Genomic DNA, 23,086 nt, shown 5'->3' on the forward strand with positions numbered 1-23,086 from the left:
AAATCGCTCTGCCCCCTATACTGACGGGGCAGAGCACCTTTCCCCGGAGGCTAAAATGTCCGAATGGCTGGAAAACCACCTGCCCAAGGTGGTGCTGGCACCGTCGTTCATTGCCGTATTGATCTTTGTCTACGGCTTTATCGGATGGACGGCTTGGGTGTCACTGACCCGATCGAAACTACTGCCGAAATACGAGATCAACGGCTTCATCCAATATGAACGCCTGTTTGACTCCCCGCGCTGGGATACGGCAATCAACAACCTGTATATCTTTGGCGCGCTGTTCATCGTGATTGCGATGGTGCTGGGCCTGCTGCTGGCCATCCTGCTGGATCAGAAGATCCGCGTCGAAGGGGCGATCCGCACGATCTACCTCTACCCGATGGCGCTGTCGATGATCGTCACCGGCACAGCGTGGAAGTGGATACTGAACCCAGGTCTGGGCATTGAATCCATGGTGCAGGGCTGGGGCTTCACAAACTTTGAGTTCGACTGGTTGGTGAACCCCGATTACGCCATCTACACCATTGTGATGGCCGCGATCTGGCAGAGCTCGGGCTTTGTCATGGCGTTGTTTCTGGCTGGTCTGCGGTCGGTGGATGGTGAGATCATCAAGGCCGCGCAGGTCGATGGTATCCCCACATGGCGCATCTATACGGCGATCATCATCCCGTCGATGGCCCCGATCTTCCTGTCCGCCTTCATCGTTCTGGCGCATCTGGCCATCAAGAGCTTTGACCTTGTCATCGCCCTGACCGGCGGTGGTCCGGGGTATGCGACTGACCTGCCCGCGACCTATATGTACGCCATGGCGTTTTCGCGCGGCGATATTGGTCAGGCGGCCTCCTCCGCGATGATCATGATGCTGGTCGTCTTTGCCATCGTGGTTCCTTACCTTTACTCAGAGCTGAGGGCGAAAAATGACTGATCTGTCGATGCCCCAAACCCAAACCCGCCAACAGAGCGCCTTTGGCAAGATTGCCCTGCGTTGGCTGCTTTATGTCCTGCTGGGCCTGTTTGCGCTGTATTACCTGATGCCGCTTTTTGTGATGCTAACCACATCGCTGAAAAGCCTTGAGGAAATTCGCACCGGGTCCCTGATCTCGCTACCACGCGAAGTCAGTTTTGATGCCTGGAAAACCGCTTGGTCCGGGGCTTGTACCGGTATCCAATGCGAGGGCCTGCGGCCTTACTTCTGGAACTCGGTCCTGATCGCGGTGCCAGCGGTGGCCCTGTCGACCCTGCTGGGCGCGCTGAACGGTTATGTCGTGGCGCAGTGGCGGTTCAAAGGCGCGAACATCATCTTCTCGCTGATGCTGTTTGGCTGCTTCATCCCGTTCCAGGTGGTTCTGCTGCCGATGGCGCGCCTGCTGGGCATGATGGGCATCGCCGGAACCATTCCGGGCCTGATCTTCGTCCACGTGATCTACGGGCTGGGTTTCACCACGCTGTTTTTCCGCAACTACTATGTCACCATCCCAGCCGAGCTGACCAAGGCCGCGCGCGTCGATGGGGCGGGGTTCTTGCGGATTTTCTGGTCGATCTTCCTGCCGCTGTCACTGCCCATCATCGTTGTGACCGTGATCTGGCAGTTCACGCAGATCTGGAATGACTTCCTGTTCGGCGTGTCGTTCAGCCAGGCGGGCACGCAGCCCGTGACCGTGGCGCTCAACAACATCGTAAACTCCACCACCGGCGTCAAAGAGTACAACGTCGACATGGCCGCCGCGATCATCGCGGGGCTGCCGACGCTGCTTGTCTATGTCGTTGCCGGTAAGTATTTCATCCGCGGCCTGACCGCTGGTTCTGTGAAGGGATAAGACCCATGGCTCCTATTCTCGACATCAACAAACTCTATAAGAATTACGGCGCGACCGAGATTCTCAAGGACATCAACATCTCGATCGATCCGGGCGATTTTCTGGTGCTGGTCGGGCCGTCGGGCTGCGGCAAGTCCACCCTGCTGAACTGTATCGCGGGGTTGGAGGAGATCACCGGCGGCACGCTGTCCATCGGCGGCAATGACATGACCCATGTCAGCCCCAAGGACCGCGACATCGCGATGGTGTTCCAGTCCTATGCGCTGTACCCGACCATGTCGGTGGCCAAGAACATAACCTTTGGCATGAAGGTGCGCGGGGTCGATCAGGCGACGCAGGAGGCCAAGCTGAAACAGGTGGCCCAATTGCTGCAGATCGAGCCGCTGCTGAACCGCCGCCCCAGCCAGTTGTCGGGCGGTCAGCGTCAGCGGGTGGCGATGGGCCGGGCGCTGGTGCGTGATCCCAAACTGTTCCTGTTTGACGAGCCGCTGTCGAACCTCGACGCCAAGCTGCGGGTCGAGATGCGGACCGAGATCAAGAAGCTGCACCAGACTTTGGATGCCTCCATCGTCTACGTGACCCACGATCAGATCGAGGCGATGACGCTGGCGACCAAGATCGTCGTTCTCAAGGGTGGTGTCGTGCAGCAGATCGGCAGCCCGGCCGAGATCTACAACAACCCGGCCAACCTGTTTGTTGCCGATTTCATGGGCTCGCCCGCGATGAACCTGATCCCGGCACAAGCCAGCAAGAACGGCCCCGGTACGCAGATCGCCATTTCGCGCCCGTCCGGGGACACGCTGGTTCTGAACGATGCGCGCGAGTTGTCGCTGCCGCAGGACGTGATCCTTGGCCTGCGCCCCGAAGACATCGCCGAGGCCGGGTTCCGTGCCGGGGCAGGGGTGCAAGAGGCCGAATGTCTGGTCGATATGGTCGAACCCGCCGGGGCCGATACCTATGTGGTCTCGGAACTGGGCGGCAAGCAGGTCACTGCACGGCTGCACGCCGAAACCAGCGCCAAAGCCGGAGAGATGCTGAACTTTGCCATCGACATGAGCAAAGTGTCGTATTTCGCAAAAGAAACCGGCGAGCGGCTGAACTGACCCCATGCGACTGGTTGCGGATATTGGCGGCACAAACACGCGGCTGGCCCTGACAGGGGCCGGTTCCGCGTTGATCGAAAACGCCAAGGGCTACAAAAACGCGGACTACGCCAGGTTCGAGGATGTGATTTTGGCTTATTTCGATGAGGTCGGTGCCCGCGACCCCGACCAGATCGTGGTTGCCATGGCCGGGCCGGTCAGCGGCAACAAGGGCCGATTGACCAATCTGGACTGGGTGATTGATGGGGCGGCCTTGTCGTCGCGCTTTTCGGGCGCGCGGGTGCGTGTGATCAATGACCTGACCGCCTTGGGCCACGCGGCCTTTCACCTGAAACCTGCGCAACTTTTGTCTGTCATGGAAAATGATCCACTGGGCTCTGAGCAACCACAGGCGCTGGTGGTGGGGATCGGCACCGGTTTCAACGTCAGCCCGGCGGTCGATCTGGGCGACCGGACGGTCTGCCCGCCGGTCGAGGCCGGGCATGCGAGCCTCTATAGCTCGGTCAGCGCCGCGCTGGAGGACGTGCAACCGGGCCTGTCCGCAGCCTTTCCCACGGTCGAGACGCTGTTCTCGGGCCGTGGCCGCCGCAAGTTCCTGTCCTTGGTCACAGGGCAGCGCGTTGACAGCGCCACGCCCTATATCGCCAAAACCGGCGAACCCGGAAACGAAGCCTTCGACACGGCGCTTGACAGCTATGCTCATCTGATCGGCGTGTTGCTGCGTGAATTGAAGGTGGCCTACCTGCCCACCGATGGAATCTTTCTGGCCGGGGGCGTTGCGCGCAGCTCGCTTGTGGGCAAACGGGCCGAGATTTGCTGCGCGGCTTTGTTACAGAAAAACGACTATGTATCGCTTTCGCCTTCGGTCTGGATCATCGATGACGATGCGGCGGCGCTAACAGGCTGCGCATCACTGGCCTGAAACCCGGTTTCGTTCAACGTCAAGTAAACAAGTTGGGATATCGGACTCAACCGACTGGTAACGGCGTGGTGCACCCACTAAGCTCGGCCCGACCTTGCGGCAGAGAGGTTTTGTTCCTGCCGGCAAGGGCCGTTGTGGAGCCAAAATGCGTGTCAGTGTCGGGATCGCCGTATCTATACTTGTTGCCCTGTCGATCGGTGTATCGACCTTTGCCGTGCATTCTTTGTGGTGGACCACGGCGCGGGAAAACAGCCGGATGCTGGCGGCCGAGATCAATGGCCAGATCGCCAATACCGTAAAAACCGAACTGGGCCTGACCCTAAGGTCGGCCGAGGCGGCCTGGGCCGCGGTGCGGACCATCTTTATCCAGAACGTCATCCAGACCCGTCAGGCCGACAAGCGCGAGTTCGTGTTTCTGTCGCAGCTGCAGGCGCAGCCCAATATCTCGTGGATCACCTTCGGCTGGCCCGACGGCAATTTCTTTGCCGCCCATCGCCTGGGCGACAGCGGGCTGGAGATGATCGAGATCGACGAGAATATCCGCGATCGGCAACTGCGCAAGGATCGCTACATCTTCATCCCCGGCGATATTCAGTTCGAGGAACGCAGCTTTACCGAAACCGGATACGACCCACGCGCGCATGCCTGGTACCGTAATTTCATAACCCGTGACACGCCCGACTGGATCGAGGTCCGGGACCTGCCGGACAGCGACAAGACCGTCTATGCCTTTGCCGGTCCAATTGACGTGCGCCGTCAGCGGCAGGGTGTTTTGGCTGTGGCCATCGACACTGACCGGTTGTCGCGCTTTCTGGGCTCCTTGCGCCCGGGCGAGTTTGGCGCGGCCTTTATCCTGAACGCCGATGGCAAGGTGATCGCCATTCCCGATCCCAAGGCGGACGAGGTCACACCGGCCCGGATGGGTGAGGGGGAGCTGTATGAGGTTGCCAAGATCTCGGGCGAACGGCTGATGGCGGATGCGGAAAACAAGACGCCCGGCCCGGTGACCAAGCGGATCGTCTATGATGATGTGCCTTATGCGGTGGCGCTGACGCCGCTTGGGTTTTACGGCTGGCGGGTTGCTACGGTGATCCCTGAATCCGCCTTTTTGTCGGGGATCGACCGGACGCTGGTCAATCTCGTCTACATCCTGCTTGGGGTCGTGGTTGTGGCCATCGGTCTGGCGATCTGGTTCGTGCGCCACGTGGTGGCGAACCCGCTGTCCCGCGTGGCCGAGGACCTGAGCCGGATCGAACGGTTTGACGTCGAACAGGTCTCGCGCCGCCCCTCGCGCCTGACCGAGTTGGAGAACCTGTCGGCGGCAACGGCCAGCATGGCGGTGGGTCTGTCGGCCTTCCGCAAATACGTGCCGACCGATCTGGTTCGGATGCTGGTGGCCGAAGGGATCAAGACCCAGCCCGGTGGTGAGACCAAACAGATCTCGGTTCTGTTCTGCGATGTGTCGGGCTTCACCGGTTTGACCGAGAAGCACGGCCCCAAGATCGTGGAGCTGATGGAGCCGTTTTTCAGCGCGGCCTCATCCACCATCGAACGGCATGACGGGACTATCGACAAGTTCATCGGCGACGCGGTGATGGCCTTTTGGGGCGCGCCCCGGGCGAACCCGGATCACGCCGAACATGCCTGCCGCGCGGCGCTTGAACTGATCGATGTGGTGGAAAAATCGGGCCTTCAACGCGAAAACGACAATGCGCTGCGGGTGCGGATCGGGCTGAACAGCGGTGAGGCCTTGGTCGGCAATATCGGGTCCGAGCAGCGGTTGAACTACACCGCGATTGGTGACGTTGTGAATGTGGCCAGCCGCCTGGAAGGGGCCAACAAGGGCTACGGAAGCTCGATCATCATCGGTCCCGAAACTAGGCGCGAGGCGGGCGAGTCCATCGTGGTGCGCGAATTGGACACGGTTGAGATCATGGGCCGGTCGAAGGAACTGGTGGTGTTTGAACTGATCGCCATGGCAGACAGTTTCACCGGGCCCCGCGACTGGATCGACGCGTATCAGACCGGTCTGTCCCACTTCCGCGCCGAACGCTTTGCCGAGGCTATCGCCGCCTTCCAAAAGGCCGACAGCTTGCGCGGCGGTGATCCGGCGTCGGTTATCATGATGAAACGCGCCTCCGCCCTGCAGTCTGATCCTGTACAGACCGCCTGAGCCTAGCGGGCGGCGGTCGTTATGAAGAAATAGACCCACTCACCTTTGAAATCCGCATCCTCGGCACGGGCATCGGCAACGCGTTGCCTGAGGAAATCCAGATACGGACCGGCGGGTTCGGCAAGGGGCCGTTCCCCTTCATACAAAGGCACGGATGAGGCGAAGGCCACGGCGATTTCCTGCCCGTAGGGCGGGCCGATGGTAATGAAAAGGCCGGGATCGCCCTGTTTCTCGGCTCCGATCTTCAGCGCCGCCTTGGCAGGCGTTTGCGTCAATGGGGCCGAACTGTTGGGGCTGAGGTGGATCACCTGACCGGCAGCATCGAAGTAATCGACATAGACATAGGCGTCGTAATCGGCTCCGGTCAGGTCCAGCACCAGTTGCTGGCCTTGGGTGTATTTGAACTCGCGCGCATGAACGTCCTCACCCACCAGAAGCGAGTTGGTGATCTGGTCCGTCGATTGCGGCAGGCCGACGGATGCGATCCCGGATAGCGCGCCGCATTGGGGGCGCGGCAGGATCAGCAGATTGTCGGCTACCCGGATGTTTTCACCCATCCGGGCCTGCAAGGCGTTTAGAACCGGCGCGCGCAGGCCGTCCTCGGGGATATGGCCGATCAGCTCCAGCGTGTTGGTCTCGGGTTGGAACTGAACCTGCAACCGGGCGCAAGGCACCTGAGACAGCAGCCCGTCGATCCCGTCGCGCAGATCCTGCGCGCTTTGGCCCACATCCTCGGGCCTTGTGAAGCTTTGGAACGCGGCGAGGCTGACCGGATCGACCGGGCCATCGCCCGTGGCCGAAAACACGTCGGTGGCCTTGGCTGTTTCCGTTTCGGGGACCGTCTGGGTCAATGCCACGGGCTGCGCCTCGACCGCTGTCGCGCTTTCCGCTTCGGGGGCCGCTAGGGCCACCGCTTGGGTTGGTGCAATCCCGGCCTCAACCGCGTTCAGCGGCAGGCTGGCGGCAATCAGGGGTGCGGCCGCGACCTCGGCGGTCTCAAGCGGCAGGGGGGCATCCTGAACCGGGGTCAGGGCCTCGGCGCTCGCGGTCTGATCCTCGGCACGCAGTTCAACGGATGGGGCCGCGATGGCCATGGCCGAGGATTGCGGGATCGCGCCTTGTTTCAGTTCTGCGCCTTCGGCGCTTTCGCTCTCGGCAGTGGTGGCCTCGGGCTGCGCCTCAACGGCGGTGCTTTGGGTCACCTGATGCGCTGACAATTGCATCCGGGTTTCGGGCACGGGCTGTTCCGTGACGGGCTCGGGGTTGACCGAGTGCAGCAGAACCACGCCAGCCACGGCATGCAGCGCCACTGAACATAGCAGGGCCGCGCCCCATATCAGCGGCGCGCGCCTCATCGGATCGGCCCCGGCGGGGTGACGACCAGAACCACATCGCGTGCGCCTGAGGCTTCGAATTCCGCGATCAGCGGCAGAACTTCGCGCAAGGCGGCGTCCTGATGGGCGTTGATGCGGATCAGCAGGCCGGGGTTCTCGTTCAAGGCCGCCTGAACCTGTTGCAGGGCCTCCGCGCTGGTCACTTCGGCTCCGTCCAGCGCGAAGGTTCCATCCATACTGACCGACAGGGTCAGACCGCCCGCAGGCATATCCGCACCGGTTTGCGCGACGGGGGGTGAGACGTCGAACGGGGCGGTTGCATCCATCCGGCCGATCAGCATGAAGAAGACCAGCAGAAAGAACACTACGTCGATCAGGGCAATGATTGTCTCGGGGCGATTGCGGGGCGCGGGGCGCGTGATCCTCATGGCCGCGCCTCCAGCCGGACAACACGCAGATTGGCGACACCCACCTGCGTGACCACATCCATCACCGAGACCAGCGATTGCAGCCGGGCGCTGCCGGTGGGCAGGATGATCACCTGCGTCGCCGCGTTCTGGGTCAGGCGGTCGCGCAACAGCAGTGTCAGCGCCTCAGGCTCTAACGCCTTGCCCTGAAAATGCGGTGCGCCATCCGCACCGATGCGGATCAGCAGAACGCCCGAGGCATCCGGGCCGCTTGTCGCCGAGGCGGGCGCGGGGCGGTCGGATTGCGCCAGCGCCGGGATCATGTCGAGGTTCAGATAGGTCGAGGTCACCATGAAGAAGACCAGCAGAATCAGCATCACGTCGATCATCGGCACCAGTGAGATCACTGGCCGTGATGGTGTGCGTCTGCTCAGGCTGATCTCGCGCGACATCGATGGCCCCTTAATGCGCGCCGCGTTCTTCAAGCACCATCAGGCGACCCACCGCGTTTTCGATGGATTGCGCCCCGGCCTCGGCCCGGCCTGACAGCAGGGATGCCCCGATGGCGGCAGGGATGGCCACCAGCAGCCCGGCGGCGGTGGTCAGCAACGCCTGCCAGATCCCGCCCGCCAGGACCGAGGCATTGGCCGAACCCTGCGCCAGTTCCAGTTCCTGAAACGACTGGATCATGCCAGTCACCGTACCCAGCAGGCCCAGCAGGGGTGAGATCATGGCGATCAGCTCAAGCACCCGTATCCATGTGTTCATTGCCGTGAATTCAAGATTGCCGCGCCGGGTCAGTTCGGCGGTCAGGGCCGGGCCCTTGAAGCCGTCGATCAGCGCCTGCATCGCGTAGGCGCAAACCCGGTCTGCCGGGGATATGCCGGATGCCACAGCGGCCTGAGCCCCCTGTCGGTCTCCACTCGACCATTGCACAAGGGCCGCATCGCGCGCCGCTGCGCCGGATCGGACCGGGGCAAGTTGGATGACCTTGAACGCGATCACGGTCAGCGACAGCAAAGACAATGCGCCAAGAACGATCAGGATCGGGCCGCCGGTGCCCAGATTTTCAAACCCCAACATGGCTTATTGCGCCAGGCTGGCTGAGGTCTTGCTGTCCAGCGCCAGCAGCGGGAAGCAATCGATGGGTTCGGCATTCTGCGGCGTGCAGGCAGGCAGGTCGTGCAGCAGAACCTCGGAGATGTTGGCGCAGTCGATCTCGGGGATTTCGAACAGTTTCAGAACGGTGCGCTGGACGGGCAGGGGGGCCGCGTCGATGGACAGCAGCCGGTCGATCACGCCATTGCCGTCCAGAATGGCCAGCGACATCTCAAACTCTTCGAAACTGTTGCCGGTCTGGTTGCGGAACAGGAAAAAGGCGCGGCAGCCGCCGGTTTCACCGGGTTCGAACTTGTTCAGCTCGATCGACAGTTTGCCTTCATCCGCGTGCGCGATCACGGGCGACAGCGCCAGCAGGAAGGCGGCGAAAATCCCTGGTCTCATGTTTGGTTCCCTGTTCTTATGTGCGACGGCATTGATTTTGGGCCCTGTGGTGACGTCAGGACCCTGTCCGATCATTGCAGCAACAGGGCCAGACCGGGAAGATAAAACTGCGCGGTTCGTGAAAGCTTGAACCGGGCGGCGTTTTGAACACGCCCCGTAGCGCAAGGGCGAATATGTATGTTAAGTTCGACATAACCGGGCCAATGCGGCGGATTAACCACACAGAATGCAGATAAATAGCAAAGTGTTTGCCAGTCTTTAACTCCTGTGAACAAATTCATACACACGGGACCACACGCTGCGCTAAGCGGTGCAAGAGAACAAGAATCGACGAAAAAGTCAGATGCGAACGGGGAAAAAATGGATCTAACGTCTTATCTGGAACCCAGGGGGGATGATGCCCCGAGCGGCGAGAATCTGGAATACGATCCTGCGTTCACAGATTTGGAGATTGCCGCGCAGCCCGGCGAAGAACGTCAGATGGGCGACGAGGTTGTCGCGGCGGAAGAACAGGACTGGGGCGATGTCGAAGGCAAATCGCTGGCGGTCATGGACAAAAGCCACGACCTGCGCGCCGCGGTCTATCTGGCCGAGGCGGTTCTGCACACCAAGGGCTTGCCCGCCTTTGCGACCTCGGTCGGGTATGTGAAATCGCTGCTGGAAGATTTCTGGGACAGCTGCCACCCTGAACTGGACGAAGACGACGGCGATGCCACGATGCGGATCAATGCAGTGCGCGGGCTGGCCTCGACCGATCGCATCGTGCGGGCGCTGCGCCGCACCGGCCTGACCGAAAGCCGGATGTTTGGCCACATGACCCTGCGCCATCTTGAGGTGGCCGAGGGCAAGATCAACATGCCGCCGGACATGGACGACATTCCCGATGCCACCAGCGTCGCGGCGGCGTTCAAGGATACCGATGATGAGGTTCTGGCGGCCAATGCCGATGCGGTTGCGGGCGCGCTGGACGATGTGGCCGCAATCGATGCGGTCTTTTCCGACAAGACACCCGGCGAAGGCCCGGACCTTGAGCCGCTGACCGATGTCCTGAAACACATCAAACAGGCGCTGGCGCGCTATGCCGATGTGGGCGAGGTGGACGAGGATGATGCCGGTGACACCGACGCGGGCGCTGCCCCGGCGGCGGCGCGGGCTGCTGCACCGGGGCCGTCGGGGGGCGGTGCGATCAACTCGCCCGATGATGTCACGATGATGCTGGATCGCATCATGGACTATTATGCACGCTGCGAGCCGTCCAGCCCGCTGCCGGTCCTGCTGGAACGTGCAAAGCGCCTTGTTAATGCCGATTTTCTGACGATTATCGAAGACATGGCGAAGGAAGGTCTGGATGAGGTCCGTCAGATTGGCGGTCTCAAGCAGGACGACGACGATTATTAATCCGGTCCGGCTGCGCCGGTACAGCGGATTGCAAGTAAAAACTGATGGATGAATCGAGGAGCATCAGATGGCTGACAGTTCACAGAAATTTATAGCCCGGAACAGGGCTCCGAGGGTTCAGATCGAATATGATGTTGAACTGTACGGGGCCGAGAAGAAGGTACAGCTGCCTTTTGTCATGGGCGTCATGAGCGATCTGGCGGGCAAGTCCGAGGTCGAACAACCCGCCGTGGCCGACCGCAAGTTTCTGGAGATCGATGTCGACAATTTCGATGACCGGATGAAGTCGATGGCCCCGCGCGCGGCCTTTACCGTGCCGAACACCCTGACGGGTGAGGGTAATCTGGCCGTGGATATCACATTTGAATCGATGGATGATTTCAGCCCGGCGGCCATCGCCGCCAAGGTCGAACCGCTGAAAGAGCTGCTGGATGCGCGCACGCAGTTGTCCAACCTGATGACATATATGGATGGTAAGACCGGGGCCGAGGATCTGATTTCCAAGATCATGCAGGACCCGAGCCTGCTGAAGACACTGGCAGCCCAGCCCAAACCGGGCGGCGACGCCGCCGAGGAGGAGTAAAAGATGGCCGAAGAAGAAGCCAAGGTAGAAGCCGCCGAAGGCGCGACAGCATTTGGATCCTCGGAATTCGAGGCGCTGCTGACCAAAGAGTTCCGCCCCAAATCGGATCAGGCAAAAACCGCTGTTGAAAGCGCGGTCAAGACGCTGGCCGAACAGGCGCTGGCCAATACCGGCCTGATCTCGGACGACGCGCTGCGTTCGATCGAAGGGATCATCGCCGAGATCGACAAGAAGCTGACCGAGCAGGTCAACCTGATCCTGCATCACGCGGATTTCCAGCAGATGGAAAGCGCGTGGCGGGGTTTGCATTATCTGGTGAACAACACCGAAACCGACGAGATGCTGAAAATCCGCGTGATGAACATCTCGAAAAAGGACATGCACAAGACCCTGCGCAAGTTCAAAGGGACCGCGTGGGATCAGTCGCCGATCTTCAAGAAGCTGTATGAAGAGGAATTCGGTCAGTTTGGCGGCGAGCCTTACGGGACGCTGGTTGCGGATTACCATTTCGACCACAGCCCGCAGGATATCGAGCTGCTGGGTGAGATGTCCAAGATCGCGGCGGCAGCCCATGCGCCGCTGATCACCGGGGCCAAGCCCAGCCTGTTCCAGATGGACAGCTGGTCGGAACTGGCCAACCCGCGTGACCTGACCAAGATCTTCCAGACCCCGGAATATGCCGCATGGCGGTCGTTGCGGGACAGTGAAGATGCCAAATATGTCGGTCTGGCGATGCCACGCTTCCTGGGTCGTCTGCCCTATGGTTCGAAAACCGAACCGGTTGAAGAGTTCGCGTTCGAGGAAGACACCACCGGTGCCAACAGCGAAAGCTATAGCTGGGTGAACGCAGCCTATGGCATGGCGGTGAACATCAACCGTTCGTTCAAGGAATACGGCTGGTGCTCGCGCATTCGCGGTGTGGAAAGCGGCGGTACGGTCGAAGGCCTGCCCGCGCATACGTTCCCGACCGACGATGGCGGCGTGGACATGAAGTGCCCGACCGAGATCGCGATCTCGGACCGGCGCGAGGCGGAACTGGCCAAAAACGGCATGATGCCTCTGATCCACCGCAAGAACAGCGATTCGGCGACCTTCATCGGCGCGCAGTCGCTGCACAAACCGGCCGAATATGACGATCCGGACGCAACCGCGAACGCCAACCTGGCCGCGCGCCTGCCTTATCTGTTCGCGACCTGCCGATTCGCGCATTACCTGAAATGCATGGTGCGCGACAAAGTGGGTTCGTTCAAAAGCCGTCAGGACATGGAAACTTGGCTGCAGGACTGGATCAACCAGTATGTGGACTTCAACGCAGATGTCTCGGCCGAAGCGGAAAAAGCCCGCAAGCCGCTGGCCTCGGCCGAGGTCGTCGTAGAGGACGTGGAAGGCAACCCCGGATATTACACATCCAAGTTCTTCCTGCGTCCGCACTATCAACTTGAAGGTCTGTCGGTCTCGCTACGTCTCGTATCGAAACTTCCGTCAGAAAAAGGCGCATAAAAGTAAAAAAACCTGGCGGGATGTGAATTGTTTCACTGCCGCCGGGCCGACATTTCCGTAGACCGGAACCATAAACCTTAGAGGAAGGCAAAATGGAAAACGTATTCGTAAAAATCGACGGAATCCCCGGTGAAGCACGTGAGAAAGGTCACAAGGACTGGATCGCCTGTAAGACGCTGGCATGGGAAGTTGCCCGCACCCTGGACATGGCCGACCTGGGCACCACCCAGCGTGGCTATGCCAACGCCAACTTCGGCAAAGTCACCATGACAACCGAGCTGAGCAAGGCATCCCCCAAGCTGATGCTGTATGTTGCATCGGGCAAGGCGACCAAAGAGATGACTGTTCATCTGTGCCGGTCGGGCGATGACGACAAGAAAGGCATGGAGCCCTATCTGATCTTCACCCTGCGCCACGCAATCATCGACAGCTACTCGGTCGATGGCGGCGAGGATTCGATCCCGTCGGAAAACTGGACCATCGCTTATCGTGGTATCCAGATTCAGTACAAAGAAGCTGACTTCAACACCGGCAAACTGGGCGCCCCGACCGAGTTCCTGTGGAACCTGGAAACCGGCGACGTCAGCTAATCCCGGCAAAACCATGGGTCCCGGCGGCGTGGGCTGCCGGGGCCTTTACGCATTTTTACCATCCTGACAGCGCGAGGGTTACATGACGCCGGAAGAGCATCTTAAATCAGGCGATCTGGCGGCCACGCTGGCCACTCTGCAAGACAAGATCCGCGCCAATCCCGCAGATGCCAAGCTGCGGATTTTTCTGTTTCAGCTGCTCTGTGTAATGGGTGACTGGAAACGCGCGATCACCCAGCTGAAGCTGAGCGCCGAGATGGATGAAGCTGCCACGATGATGGCCAAAACCTATCGCGAGGCGATCATCTGCGAGGTCTATCGCGAAAAGGTGTTTGCGGGGGAAAAGACCCCGATGATTTTTGGCGAGCCGCAGGAATGGCTGGCCCATCTGATCGAAGCACAGAAGCTGACGGCGGGCGGTCATTTCGATCAGGCCGCCGAGATGCGCGGGCGCGCCTTCGACGCCGCCCCGGCAACCTCGGGCACTGTGAACGGTGAGGCGTTCGAATGGATTGCCGATGCGGATATGCGTCTGGGACCGGTGCTGGAAGTGATCGTGAATGGCCGTTACTTCTGGCTGCCCTTTGCACAGATCGTCCGCTTGGACATCGATCCCCCCAGTGATCTGCGCGATGCGGTCTGGACCGCGTGCACGCTGACCGTCGCCAGCGGAGGCGAGGTCGCGGCGCTGATCCCGACGCGTTATGCCGGCACCACCGAACAGGGCGACGATGCGACGCGTCTGGCGCGGGCGACAAGCTGGTCTGATGCCGGTGCGGATACTTTTGTCGGCCTTGGACAGCGATTGTTGGCGACAGATAAATCTGACGTCGCATTGTTGGATATTCGCGAACTGGTACTGGACGTCGCCGTGGAGGCCGAGGAAGCGGCAGGAGATGGCTGAAAAGACACTTGCCGAACGATTGCAGCCTTCGCTTCTGGATCGGCTGACCGATAACGCTCCGGATCAGAAGAAAGAAGGGCGCGATGCACGTGTCATCGATGTTGGCCGTCTGCGAGAGATTATCCAGCGCGATTTGTCCATGTTGCTTAATACCACCGATCAGTCCGATCTGATCGACGAAGATGTTTATCCCTACGCGTCGAAATCCGTGTTGAACTACGGCATTCGCGAAACCTCGGGCGCGTTTTCGACCCTGAGGCAGGCGCAGCGCATCCAGAAATCCATTGCGGATTCGATTGAGGTGTTCGAACCCCGGATCGTGAAAGGTTCGGTCGCGGTTGATCTGCGGTCGGAAAACCGCTCGGGCGAGATGCATGTCGAATTCGACATCCGCGCCGTGATGTGGGCACAGCCGATGCCGCTGGAACTCTATCTGCGCAGCCGGGTCGATGTGACCACCGGCGAAGTCGCGATTGAGCGGAGTTAGACGCCATGGATACGCGACTGCTGAAACATTACGAAACCGAACTGGCCTTTCTGCGGGAAATGGGGGCCGAGTTTGCCAGTGCCTATCCCAAGATCGCCTCGCGGCTGGGGATGGAGGGGATCGAGGTGGTCGATCCCTATGTGGAACGTTTGCTGGAAGGCAGCGCCTTTCTGGCCGCGCGGGTGCAGTTGGAGCTGGAAATGCAGTTCCCGACCTTCACCTCGAACCTGCTGGAGATTGTCTACCCGCATTATCTGGCCCCGACGCCGTCGATGATGATCGCGCAGCTTGAGCCGGATGTGGGCAATGCCGCGCTGAAAGAGGGGTATCCGATTGCCCGGGGGTCCACCCTGCGGGCGCGTCTGGCCGAAGGGGAACAGACGGCCTGTGAGTTTTCGACCGCATCGGACCTGACACTCTGGCCTATCGAGATTTCCGAGGCGGAATATATCGACGGTCGCGGAGAGCTGGTGGCCGCCGGTGTGGCCCGCGACACCGACGCCCGCGCGGGCATCCGGTTGCGGCTGAACCGAACCGATGGCGAGCCGATGGCTGAGCTTGAGATGGACAGCCTTGTGCTGCATCTGGACACGCAAAGCGGCAAACCCTGGGCGCTGCACGAATTGCTGGCCACCCAATGCGTTGGTCTGACCGGGCGTTCCACCGACCGCCGCGCCGACTGGACGACGCGCCTGACCGACGCGGATGTGGTGCCCAAAGGGTTCGAACCGGACGAGGCGCTGTTGCCGACCCCGCGCCAGTCTTTCGACGGTTACCGCCTGTTGCAGGAATATTTCGCCATGCCGGAGCGATTCCTGTTTGTGGAACTGACGGGGCTGAAACCCGCGCTGCAGCAATCGGCGGGGACGGATGTCGATATCTACATTCTTCTGAAAGACGGCATGCGCGACGTGGCCCCGGCGGTCACACCTGCGGCGTTTTCGCTGAATGCGGTGCCCGCCGTGAACCTGTTTCACCGCCGCTGCGACCGGGTGCATATCACCCAGATGGACACCCAGCACCACGTGGTGCCGAACCGGACGGCGGGGTTGGATTACGAGATTTTCTCGATCGAGCGTGTGACCGGTATCCAGTCTGAAGAGGAAGGAGATATTCCTTTCCGTCCCTTCTACAGCGACACCGATCTGACGGCGGCGGGCGACAATCACTCGGCCTATTACACCGTCAAACGGCGGATGCGGCAGCGCAATGAAAAAGAGCGTCTGCGCGGGGTGCGAACTTCGTATCTGGGGTCCGAGGTCTACCTGACGCTGGTGGATCGGGCGCAGGCGCCTTATCCCGGATCGCTGGATCAGCTGGCAGTTGAAGCCTTATGTTCCAACCGTGACCTACCCATGCTGCTGGCGGCAGGCGGCGATGATGTGTTCCATCTGCCCGATGGTGGGCCGGTCAAATCGGTGCGCACTCCGGTTACACCGACGCGCCCTCACGCCACGTTGGCGCAAGGCGATGCGGCGTGGAAGCTGATCAGCCACCTGAGCCTCAATTACCTGTCCATCGCGGGCGACGGCAAGGAAGGCGGGGCAGGGGCGTTGCGCGAACTTCTGGGTATTTACGCCCCCCTGGGCAATCGCGTGACGGAAAAGCAGTTGGAAGGCGTGGTCTCGGTCACCAGCCGCCCCATCGTGCGCCGCATGAGCGACGAGGTGCTCAGCACCGCCGTGCGGGGTCTGGAAATCACGCTGGGTTTTGACGAAAGCTTTTACGAAGGCACCAGCGTCTACGTGCTGGGCGCGGTGCTGGAGAGGTTCTTCCGCAAATACACCACGATCAACAGTTTCACGGAAACCGTGCTGAAAACCGAACGACGAGGAGAGATTGCCAGATGGCGACCGGCAGCCGGACTGGGCAGGATCATCTAAGCCTGCTTGCCGCGCTTGCGGCCGACCCTGAAAGACATCACGTCTTTCAGGCGTTGCGGGTGATCGAGGCGCATTATGCAGATGCGCCGCGTCTGGGGGAATCACGCCGCCCGCGCGAGGATCGCGTGCGTTTGGGGCAGGATGTCTCGCTGGCCTTTCCGCCCACCACGCTGACGCGGTTTGAACCGGCGACGGACGCGGCTCCGGGCAAGCTGAACAATCTGTTCTTCGGGTTCTTCGGCCCGCAAGGTCCGATGCCGCTGCACCTGACGGAATTTGCTCGCGACCGGCAGCGCAACCATCGCGACCCGACCTTTGTCGCCTTTGCCGATATGCTGACCCACCGGATGATGAGTTTGCTCTATCGTGCGTGGGCGGCGGCGGAACCGGCACCCAGTTTTGACCGGGGTGATGACCCGTTCGAACAGCGCGTGGCGGCCTTGGCCGGGTTCAAGGGTGCGGATTTCAGCGACCGCGATGCCATGCCCGACATGCTGCGCCGCTTTTTTGCGGGGCATCTGGGATCGGGCACCAAGACGGTCGAGGGTCTGATCGCGATCATCTCCGACTATTTCGGGGTCGAGGCGCATGTGCAGCAGTTCATCGGCTCGTGGCTGGAACTGGAACCGGATGACACATGGCAATTGGGTGGGCCTGCGCGGCTGGGGCAATCGACCAGCATTGGCAACCGGGTCTGGTCGCGCTCGGCCAAGTTCCGCATTCGCATCGGGCCTTTGTCGCTTGAGGATTACAAACGTCTTCTGCCCGGCGGCGTGTCGCAGGAACGGCTGGAATCGATCCTGCGCACCTATGCCGGCGACACGCTGGATTGGGAGGTCAATCTGGTCCTAGCCGGTGACGAGGTGCCGCGTGCCTCGCTGGGCGGAACCACGCAGCTGGGCCATACCAGCTGGATCCGCACCCGCGATGACCCTGACAAGAACCGCCCGGATGCGGATGATCTGATCCTGTATCCCGGTTACGTAACACAAGAATTCGAGGCCGAAGAACTGGCCCACAGCGAGAGGTATTGAAGATGACGGAAATCAGCCGTGTGTCGCTATTCGGCAAGCTGAACAAGCTGGGCTATCAGGCCATCGAAGGGGCCACCGTGTTCTGCAAGATGCGGGGCAATCCGTATGTCGAGATCCAGCATTGGCTGCATCAGATCCTGAACGGTCAGGACAGCGACATTCACCGCATCATTCAGCATTATGATCTGGACCCGGGCAAGATCGCCTCGGAATTGACCCGCAGCCTGGACATGCTGCCGCGTGGGGCGTCCTCGATCTCGGACCTGTCAGATCACCTGATGGACGCGATGGAGCGGGGCTGGGTCTGGGGCTCGCTGCTGTATTCCGACAGCAAGGTGCGCACGGGCTATCTGATTTTGGGGATGCTCAAGACGCCCGCGCTGCGCAACATTCTGGCCAGCATGTCGCCGGAACTGGCCAAGATCGGGGCCGATGATCTGGCCGACAGCTTTGGTGAGGCCACCGATGGCTCGCCCGAGGATACGCTGGGCGCGCAGGACGGCTCGAACGTGGGCGGCGGAGCGGAACCCGGTGAGGCCAGCGGCGCGATGGCCCCCGGCGCGATGGGCAAGGGCGAGGCGCTGGAGCAGTTCTGCACCGACCTGACCGAACAGGCCCGTAACGGTGAGATCGATCCCATCGTGGGTCGTGACGAAGAAATCCGCCAGATCGTCGATGTTCTGATGCGCCGTCGTCAGAACAACCCGATCCTGACCGGTGAGGCGGGTGTTGGTAAAACGGCTGTGGTCGAAGGTTTCGCGCTGCGGATCGCTCGTGGTGACGTGCCGCCCGCGCTGAAAGATGTGCGCCTTTTGGTGTTGGATGTGGGCCTGCTGCAAGCGGGCGCGTCCATGAAGGGCGAGTTCGAAAACCGTCTGCGTCAGGTGATTGATGAGGTTCAGGCCAGCCCGACGCCGATTGTGATGTTTGTTGACGAAACGCACACATTGGTTGGTGCAGGGGGTGCCGCCGGAACCGGCGATGCGGCCAACCTGCTGAAACCGGCGCTGGCGCGGGGCACGCTGCGCACTATCGGCGCGACCACATGGGCCGAGTACAAAAAATACATCGAGAAAGACCCGGCCCTGACCCGCCGTTTTCAGGTGGTGCATGTGGAAGAACCCGATATCCCAAAGGCGGTTCTGATGATGCGCGGCATCGCCTCGATGCTGGAAAAACACCACCGGGTGCAGGTGCTGGACGAGGGGATCGAAGCGGCAGTGACGCTGTCTGCACGCTATATCCCGGCGCGTCAATTGCCGGATAAATCGGTCAGCTTGCTGGATACGGCCTGCGCGCGGGTCGCGGTGTCTCAGCACGCGGTTCCGGCCGAGGTCGATGACAGCCAACGGCGGATTGAGGCCTTAACCACCGAATTGGAGATCATCGAACGGGACGAGACCGCAGGCTATGACGTGGCCGACCGGCGCGAGGCGGTGAATGCCGCGAAAGAGGCGGAAGAGGCGCGGCTGGAAGACCTCAACGGTCGTTGGGAGGCCGAGAAGAAAGTGGTCGAAGAAATCCTCGACCTGCGGGCCAAGCTGCGCGCAGGCGGGCAAGAGGTCGAAGGCACCGGCACCGCCGAAGGCGAAGCCGCGACCGAGGAAGCGCCAGACGCTCAGCCCATCGACCGTGAGGCTCTGCTGGCGGAACTCAAAGCCAAGAATGCCGAACTGGAAGAGGTGCAGGGCGACAGCCCGCTGATTCTGCCCATCGTCGATCATCAGGCGGTGGCCAGTGTGGTCGGTGACTGGACCGGTATCCCGGTTGGCCGCATGGTCAAGGACGAGATCGAGACCATTCTAAATCTGGAAACCCGTCTGGCGCAGCGCGTGATCGGTCAGGACCACGCGATGAAGATGATCGCCAAGCGCGTTCAGACCAGCCGCGCGGGGCTGGACAATCCGAACAAACCCATCGGGGTCTTCATGCTGGCAGGCACCAGTGGCGTCGGCAAAACCGAGACCGCGCTGGCTCTGGCCGAGGTTCTCTATGGAGGCGAACAGAACGTCATCACCATCAATATGTCTGAATACCAAGAGGCACACACGGTCAGCAGCCTGAAAGGGGCCCCTCCGGGCTATGTCGGCTATGGAGAAGGTGGCGTACTGACCGAAGCGGTACGACGCAAGCCATACTCGGTCGTTCTGCTGGATGAGGTCGAAAAGGCCCACCCCGACGTGCACGAGATCTTTTTCCAGGTCTTCGACAAGGGCGTCATGGAGGATGGCGAAGGCCGCGTGATCGACTTCAAGAACACGCTGATCCTGCTGACCTCGAATGTCGGTACCGAGATGATCATGGATATGTGCGCCGACCCGGACCTGATGCCCGATCCCGAAGGCATGGCCAAGGCGCTGCGCGATCCGCTGCTGAAAGTCTTCCCGCCGGCACTGCTGGGACGTCTGGTGACGATCCCCTATTATCCGCTCAGCCCCGATATGCTGGGCGAGATCACCAAGCTGCAGCTGGGTCGCATCAAGAAGCGGGTCGAATCCGCGCATGGCGTGCCGTTCGAATACACCGACGCCGTGGTGGAAGAGATCGTCAACCGCTGTCAGGAGCTGGATAGCGGTGGTCGTATGATCGATGCGATCGTAACCAATACAATGCTGCCGGATATTTCGGCTGAATTCCTAAAAAGAATGATGGAGGGCGAAGAAGTTGCCAAAGTCGTGATCGATGTCACAGACGGCGACTTCACTTATGGGTTTGACTGAGCGGGACCTGAATACAAGGGCAACTGGAACTAGAAAATCCCGATAGCGGAGGAACGCTGAAATGGCCAAGAAAGAAGTTACATCCCACAAATTCTATGTCGTCGATCTGATCCGGTCGAAACCCAAACTGGAATATATCGAAATCCCCAGCTACCGCGTTGACGTCAAATTCGACGTCACCGCCAAGGGTCCGGTCCCGTCGACCACGCTGAAGCGTCTTGAAGCGACCGGCATGAAAGAGCTGGAACGCTACGAGAAGGTCATCACGCAAGAGGCGGTCAAGCTCGACAAGAAAGTCGGCGAGCTGATGAAAACGCCGGGTCCGAAAGCTCAGGCCGAAGCCGAGAAGATGATCCAGGCGACCAACCAGATGATCTTGAACGCGCTGAGGTCTGCGGAAGGGGCGGCCAATGTCGCGATCGAAAAGCAGATCAAGGTTGAGGCCAACAAAGACAAGCTGCTGAAAGAGGCGCGGGTCAAGACCACGCTGAAAGTGACCGCAGGTGTGATCAAGATCGGCACCGCAATCACCCGGCTGGTGGCGACCTCGGGCGCAGATGTCATGGCCTACAAGACCATCGTCAAGCAGGTGTATGATCTGGGCAAAGAGGTTCAGCAGCAATTGAAGGGCGAAGAGGCGCTGCGCAAGGATCTGTACAGCGCGATCCAGAAATATATCACGCTGCGCGGTACGTCGATCATGCAGGCGGCGGAACGGCAGGGGATCACCGACACATCGGGGATTTCGGTCAAAAAGCCGATGGAAGCGATCAAGAAGTTCACCGCCAAAGCCGTTGCCATGGGCGACGAGGTGACCAAGGGCCGCGATCCGAAGGCCATCGCCAAGGACATCATGGATTTTGCGATCAAGGGCTATCAGTCCTACCAGAAGGATTCGGACAAAAAGCGCAAGCTGTACCGGGAGCACACCACCAAGACCCGTCAAAAGGTGGATTCGCTGGGCAAGGCCGCTGACAAGCTGATGAAGGCCGCGAAATCCCAGAAAACGCTGAAGGAAGGCATCAAGCTGGGCGCCGAATGTATGGCCGTCAAGCGTGAGGCCAGCGCCATGGCCGCCAAGCTGGAAGAACGTCAGAAGTTCCTGGCCGAAATGGAAGCGCTGATGGAAGGCAACGGCCTGAAGGTGGATGACACCGCCATCATCGACAAGCTGAAGAAACTGGACAAAATGACCGTCCTGAAAGAGGCCAAAGAGATGGTGACCTCGGTCAAGGGTGTCATTACTCTGGTTGAAGGCATTAGCGACGTCGTCGGCTAAGACAAAAACACGCGCCGGGTGCAGGATGCTGCGCCCGGTGCCTATGTGACAGGAGGGCGTGTTGGAGACCGGTATCGAGAAGAGCGAAACGCTCCGCGACACCGCGCGCGAATTTGTCGAGCGCAAGGCCGTGACCAACACCATTCTGGGCGTGATCATCTTCAACGCGATCACGCTGGGCCTGTCCACGTCCGCGTCAATCCAATCCAGCATCGGCGATGTTCTTGTGGTGATCGACAAGATCGTGCTGGGCGTTTTCGTGGCCGAGCTGCTGGTCAAGTTTTACGCCTATCGTCTGAGTTTCTTCAAAAACGCATGGAATATCTTCGACCTGGTGGTCGTGACCCTGGGCCTGTTGCCCAACCGCGATGGTCTGTCCGCCCTGCGGGGGCTGCGCGTTATCCGCGCGATGCGCCTGTTGTCGGTCATCCCGCAGATGCGCGCCGTGGTTCAGGCATTGCTGGACGCGCTGCCCGGCATGGGTGCGGTGATCATCATGATCTCGATCGTGTTCTATGTCTTCGCGGTCATGGCGACGCTGATGTATGGGCCTGATTTCCCGGAATGGTTCGGCACGCTGGGCCGCTCGCTCTATTCCCTGTTCCAGATCATGACGCTGGAAAGCTGGTCGATGGGCATCGTGCGCCCGGTGATGGAGACGCACCCGACCGCCTGGATCTTCTTTGTGCCCTTTATCGTCATCACCGCGTTTTCGGTACTGAACCTGTTCATCGGTCTGCTGGTCAACACCATGCAATCGGCGGTAGAGGACGAGTCGGTCGAAGAATTCTCACATCTGCGCGAACTGGTGCGCAGCGAGACGGATATCGTCGATGAGCGCGTTAAGGAACTGCTGGAAGAGGTCCGGGCCCTGCGCCGTGAAGTGGCCGACTTAAAAGGGCAGAACAATGGCTGACAGTTCCCAGAAATTCATCGCGCGCAACCGCGCGCCCCGCGTTCAGATTGAATATGATGTCGAGCTTTACGGGGCCGAGAAAAAGGTTCAGCTGCCCTTTGTCATGGGGGTGATGAGCGACCTGTCCGGCAAATCCACCGTGGAAACGCCGTCGGTGTCGGACCGCAAGTTCCTTGAGATCGATGTTGATAATTTCGACGACCGCATGAAGGCCATGGCCCCGCGGGTCGAATTTGCCGTGCCCAACACGCTGACCGGCGAGGGCAATCTGGCTGTTGATCTGACCTTTGAAAAGATGGCCGATTTCACCCCGGCCCAGATCGCCTCAAAGATCGAGCCGCTGCGCAAGCTGCTTGAGGCGCGCACCCAATTGTCCACGCTGATGGCCTATATGGACGGCAAAACCGGGGCTGAGGCCTTGATCGAGAAAATCCTGGCCGACCCGGCGCTATTGGGCGCGCTGGCCAACAGCCCGGTGCCCGAGCAGGACAGTCAGGCCACGCTGGACGCCCTGCGCGACGCGGCCCCCG

22 protein-coding genes and 1 pseudogene are annotated in these 23,086 nt (G+C 60.6%); 17 read left to right on the forward strand and 6 right to left on the reverse strand.

The window, feature by feature from the left end:
* Positions 1-55 precede the first annotated feature (55 nt).
* The 5 genes from ACR0LW_RS05715 to ACR0LW_RS05735 all read left to right on the forward strand — a co-directional run bounded on the left by ACR0LW_RS05715 (position 56) and on the right by ACR0LW_RS05735 (position 6,018).
* Positions 56-928: a carbohydrate ABC transporter permease gene (locus ACR0LW_RS05715; protein WP_170622510.1), complete on the forward strand. Its 873-nt coding sequence runs from the start codon at positions 56-58 to the stop codon at positions 926-928.
* Positions 921-1,820 (forward strand): carbohydrate ABC transporter permease, encoded by a 900-nt coding sequence (locus ACR0LW_RS05720; protein ID WP_170622511.1) that lies wholly within the window; start codon positions 921-923, stop codon positions 1,818-1,820. The genes ACR0LW_RS05715 and ACR0LW_RS05720 overlap by 8 nt, the downstream gene beginning before the upstream one ends.
* A gap of 5 nt (positions 1,821-1,825) precedes the next feature.
* Positions 1,826-2,923, forward strand: a complete 1,098-nt coding sequence (locus ACR0LW_RS05725; RefSeq protein WP_170622512.1) for a sn-glycerol-3-phosphate ABC transporter ATP-binding protein UgpC — start codon at positions 1,826-1,828, stop codon at positions 2,921-2,923.
* A 4-nt stretch (positions 2,924-2,927) separates the two neighbouring features.
* Positions 2,928-3,845 carry a glucokinase gene (locus ACR0LW_RS05730; protein WP_480881876.1) on the forward strand — a complete coding sequence of 306 codons (918 nt, stop codon included), beginning with the start codon at positions 2,928-2,930 and terminating at the stop codon, positions 3,843-3,845.
* Positions 3,846-3,990: 145 nt separating this feature from the next.
* Positions 3,991-6,018: an adenylate/guanylate cyclase domain-containing protein gene (locus tag ACR0LW_RS05735; protein WP_170622514.1), complete on the forward strand. Its 2,028-nt coding sequence runs from the start codon at positions 3,991-3,993 to the stop codon at positions 6,016-6,018.
* A 2-nt stretch (positions 6,019-6,020) separates the two neighbouring features.
* Here ACR0LW_RS05735 and ACR0LW_RS05740 read toward each other — a convergent pair whose 3' ends face one another.
* The 6 genes from ACR0LW_RS05740 to ACR0LW_RS05765 form a co-directional block, all read right to left on the reverse strand.
* Complete coding sequence (locus tag ACR0LW_RS05740; protein WP_480881877.1) at positions 6,021-7,373, reverse strand: DUF4384 domain-containing protein; 1,353 nt, start codon at positions 7,371-7,373, stop codon at positions 6,021-6,023.
* The gene (locus ACR0LW_RS05745) at positions 7,370-7,780 is read right to left on the reverse strand and encodes an ExbD/TolR family protein (RefSeq protein WP_480584239.1); all 411 of its coding nucleotides are present in this window, start codon (positions 7,778-7,780) and stop codon (positions 7,370-7,372) included. The genes ACR0LW_RS05740 and ACR0LW_RS05745 overlap by 4 nt, the downstream gene beginning before the upstream one ends.
* Positions 7,777-8,211, reverse strand: coding sequence for an ExbD/TolR family protein (locus ACR0LW_RS05750; protein WP_480584237.1), 435 nt, complete (start codon positions 8,209-8,211; stop codon positions 7,777-7,779). Before ACR0LW_RS05750 ends, ACR0LW_RS05745 begins: the two co-directional genes overlap by 4 nt.
* Before the next feature lie 10 nt (positions 8,212-8,221).
* Positions 8,222-8,842, reverse strand: coding sequence for a MotA/TolQ/ExbB proton channel family protein (locus tag ACR0LW_RS05755; protein ID WP_480881878.1), 621 nt, complete (start codon positions 8,840-8,842; stop codon positions 8,222-8,224).
* A gap of 3 nt (positions 8,843-8,845) precedes the next feature.
* Entirely contained in the window at positions 8,846-9,262 is a 417-nt protein-coding gene (locus tag ACR0LW_RS05760; RefSeq protein ID WP_170622519.1) for a hypothetical protein, read from the reverse strand.
* Positions 9,263-9,333: 71 nt separating this feature from the next.
* Positions 9,334-9,543, reverse strand: coding sequence for a hypothetical protein (locus tag ACR0LW_RS05765; protein WP_480881879.1), 210 nt, complete (start codon positions 9,541-9,543; stop codon positions 9,334-9,336).
* A 79-nt stretch (positions 9,544-9,622) separates the two neighbouring features.
* Here ACR0LW_RS05765 and tssA point away from each other — a divergent pair, with 79 nt between their 5' ends.
* The 12 genes and pseudogenes from tssA to tssB (ACR0LW_RS05825) all read left to right on the forward strand — a co-directional run.
* Positions 9,623-10,660 (forward strand): type VI secretion system protein TssA, encoded by a 1,038-nt coding sequence (gene tssA / locus ACR0LW_RS05770; protein ID WP_480881880.1) that lies wholly within the window; start codon positions 9,623-9,625, stop codon positions 10,658-10,660.
* A gap of 67 nt (positions 10,661-10,727) precedes the next feature.
* Positions 10,728-11,243, forward strand: a complete 516-nt coding sequence (gene tssB, locus ACR0LW_RS05775; protein WP_039526464.1) for a type VI secretion system contractile sheath small subunit — start codon at positions 10,728-10,730, stop codon at positions 11,241-11,243.
* A 3-nt stretch (positions 11,244-11,246) separates the two neighbouring features.
* Complete coding sequence (tssC, locus tag ACR0LW_RS05780; protein ID WP_170622521.1) at positions 11,247-12,743, forward strand: type VI secretion system contractile sheath large subunit; 1,497 nt, start codon at positions 11,247-11,249, stop codon at positions 12,741-12,743.
* A gap of 92 nt (positions 12,744-12,835) precedes the next feature.
* Positions 12,836-13,333 carry an Hcp family type VI secretion system effector gene (locus ACR0LW_RS05785; protein ID WP_170630637.1) on the forward strand — a complete coding sequence of 166 codons (498 nt, stop codon included), beginning with the start codon at positions 12,836-12,838 and terminating at the stop codon, positions 13,331-13,333.
* Positions 13,334-13,415: 82 nt separating this feature from the next.
* A complete protein-coding gene (locus ACR0LW_RS05790; protein ID WP_480881881.1) occupies positions 13,416-14,237 on the forward strand; it encodes a type VI secretion system accessory protein TagJ in 822 nt (273 codons plus the stop codon).
* A complete protein-coding gene (tssE, locus tag ACR0LW_RS05795; RefSeq protein WP_170630634.1) occupies positions 14,230-14,724 on the forward strand; it encodes a type VI secretion system baseplate subunit TssE in 495 nt (164 codons plus the stop codon). The genes ACR0LW_RS05790 and tssE overlap by 8 nt, the downstream gene beginning before the upstream one ends.
* A 5-nt stretch (positions 14,725-14,729) precedes the next feature.
* Positions 14,730-16,607 carry a type VI secretion system baseplate subunit TssF gene (tssF, locus tag ACR0LW_RS05800; RefSeq protein WP_480584226.1) on the forward strand — a complete coding sequence of 626 codons (1,878 nt, stop codon included), beginning with the start codon at positions 14,730-14,732 and terminating at the stop codon, positions 16,605-16,607.
* Positions 16,571-17,641: a type VI secretion system baseplate subunit TssG gene (tssG, locus tag ACR0LW_RS05805; RefSeq protein ID WP_480584224.1), complete on the forward strand. Its 1,071-nt coding sequence runs from the start codon at positions 16,571-16,573 to the stop codon at positions 17,639-17,641. The genes tssF and tssG overlap by 37 nt, the downstream gene beginning before the upstream one ends.
* Before the next feature lie 2 nt (positions 17,642-17,643).
* Entirely contained in the window at positions 17,644-20,361 is a 2,718-nt protein-coding gene (tssH, locus tag ACR0LW_RS05810) for a type VI secretion system ATPase TssH (protein ID WP_480881882.1), read from the forward strand.
* A gap of 61 nt (positions 20,362-20,422) precedes the next feature.
* A complete protein-coding gene (locus ACR0LW_RS05815; RefSeq protein ID WP_170622528.1) occupies positions 20,423-21,640 on the forward strand; it encodes a hypothetical protein in 1,218 nt (405 codons plus the stop codon).
* Between the two features lie 58 nt (positions 21,641-21,698).
* A complete protein-coding gene (locus ACR0LW_RS05820) occupies positions 21,699-22,556 on the forward strand; it encodes an ion transporter (RefSeq protein WP_170622529.1) in 858 nt (285 codons plus the stop codon).
* A pseudogene (gene tssB, locus ACR0LW_RS05825) lies at positions 22,549-23,049 on the forward strand (type VI secretion system contractile sheath small subunit); the annotation flags it as partial. The gene ACR0LW_RS05820 and the pseudogene tssB (ACR0LW_RS05825), both read left to right, overlap by 8 nt.
* Positions 23,050-23,086 lie beyond the last annotated feature (37 nt).

Source organism: Ruegeria sp. N4, from assembly GCF_056531425.1.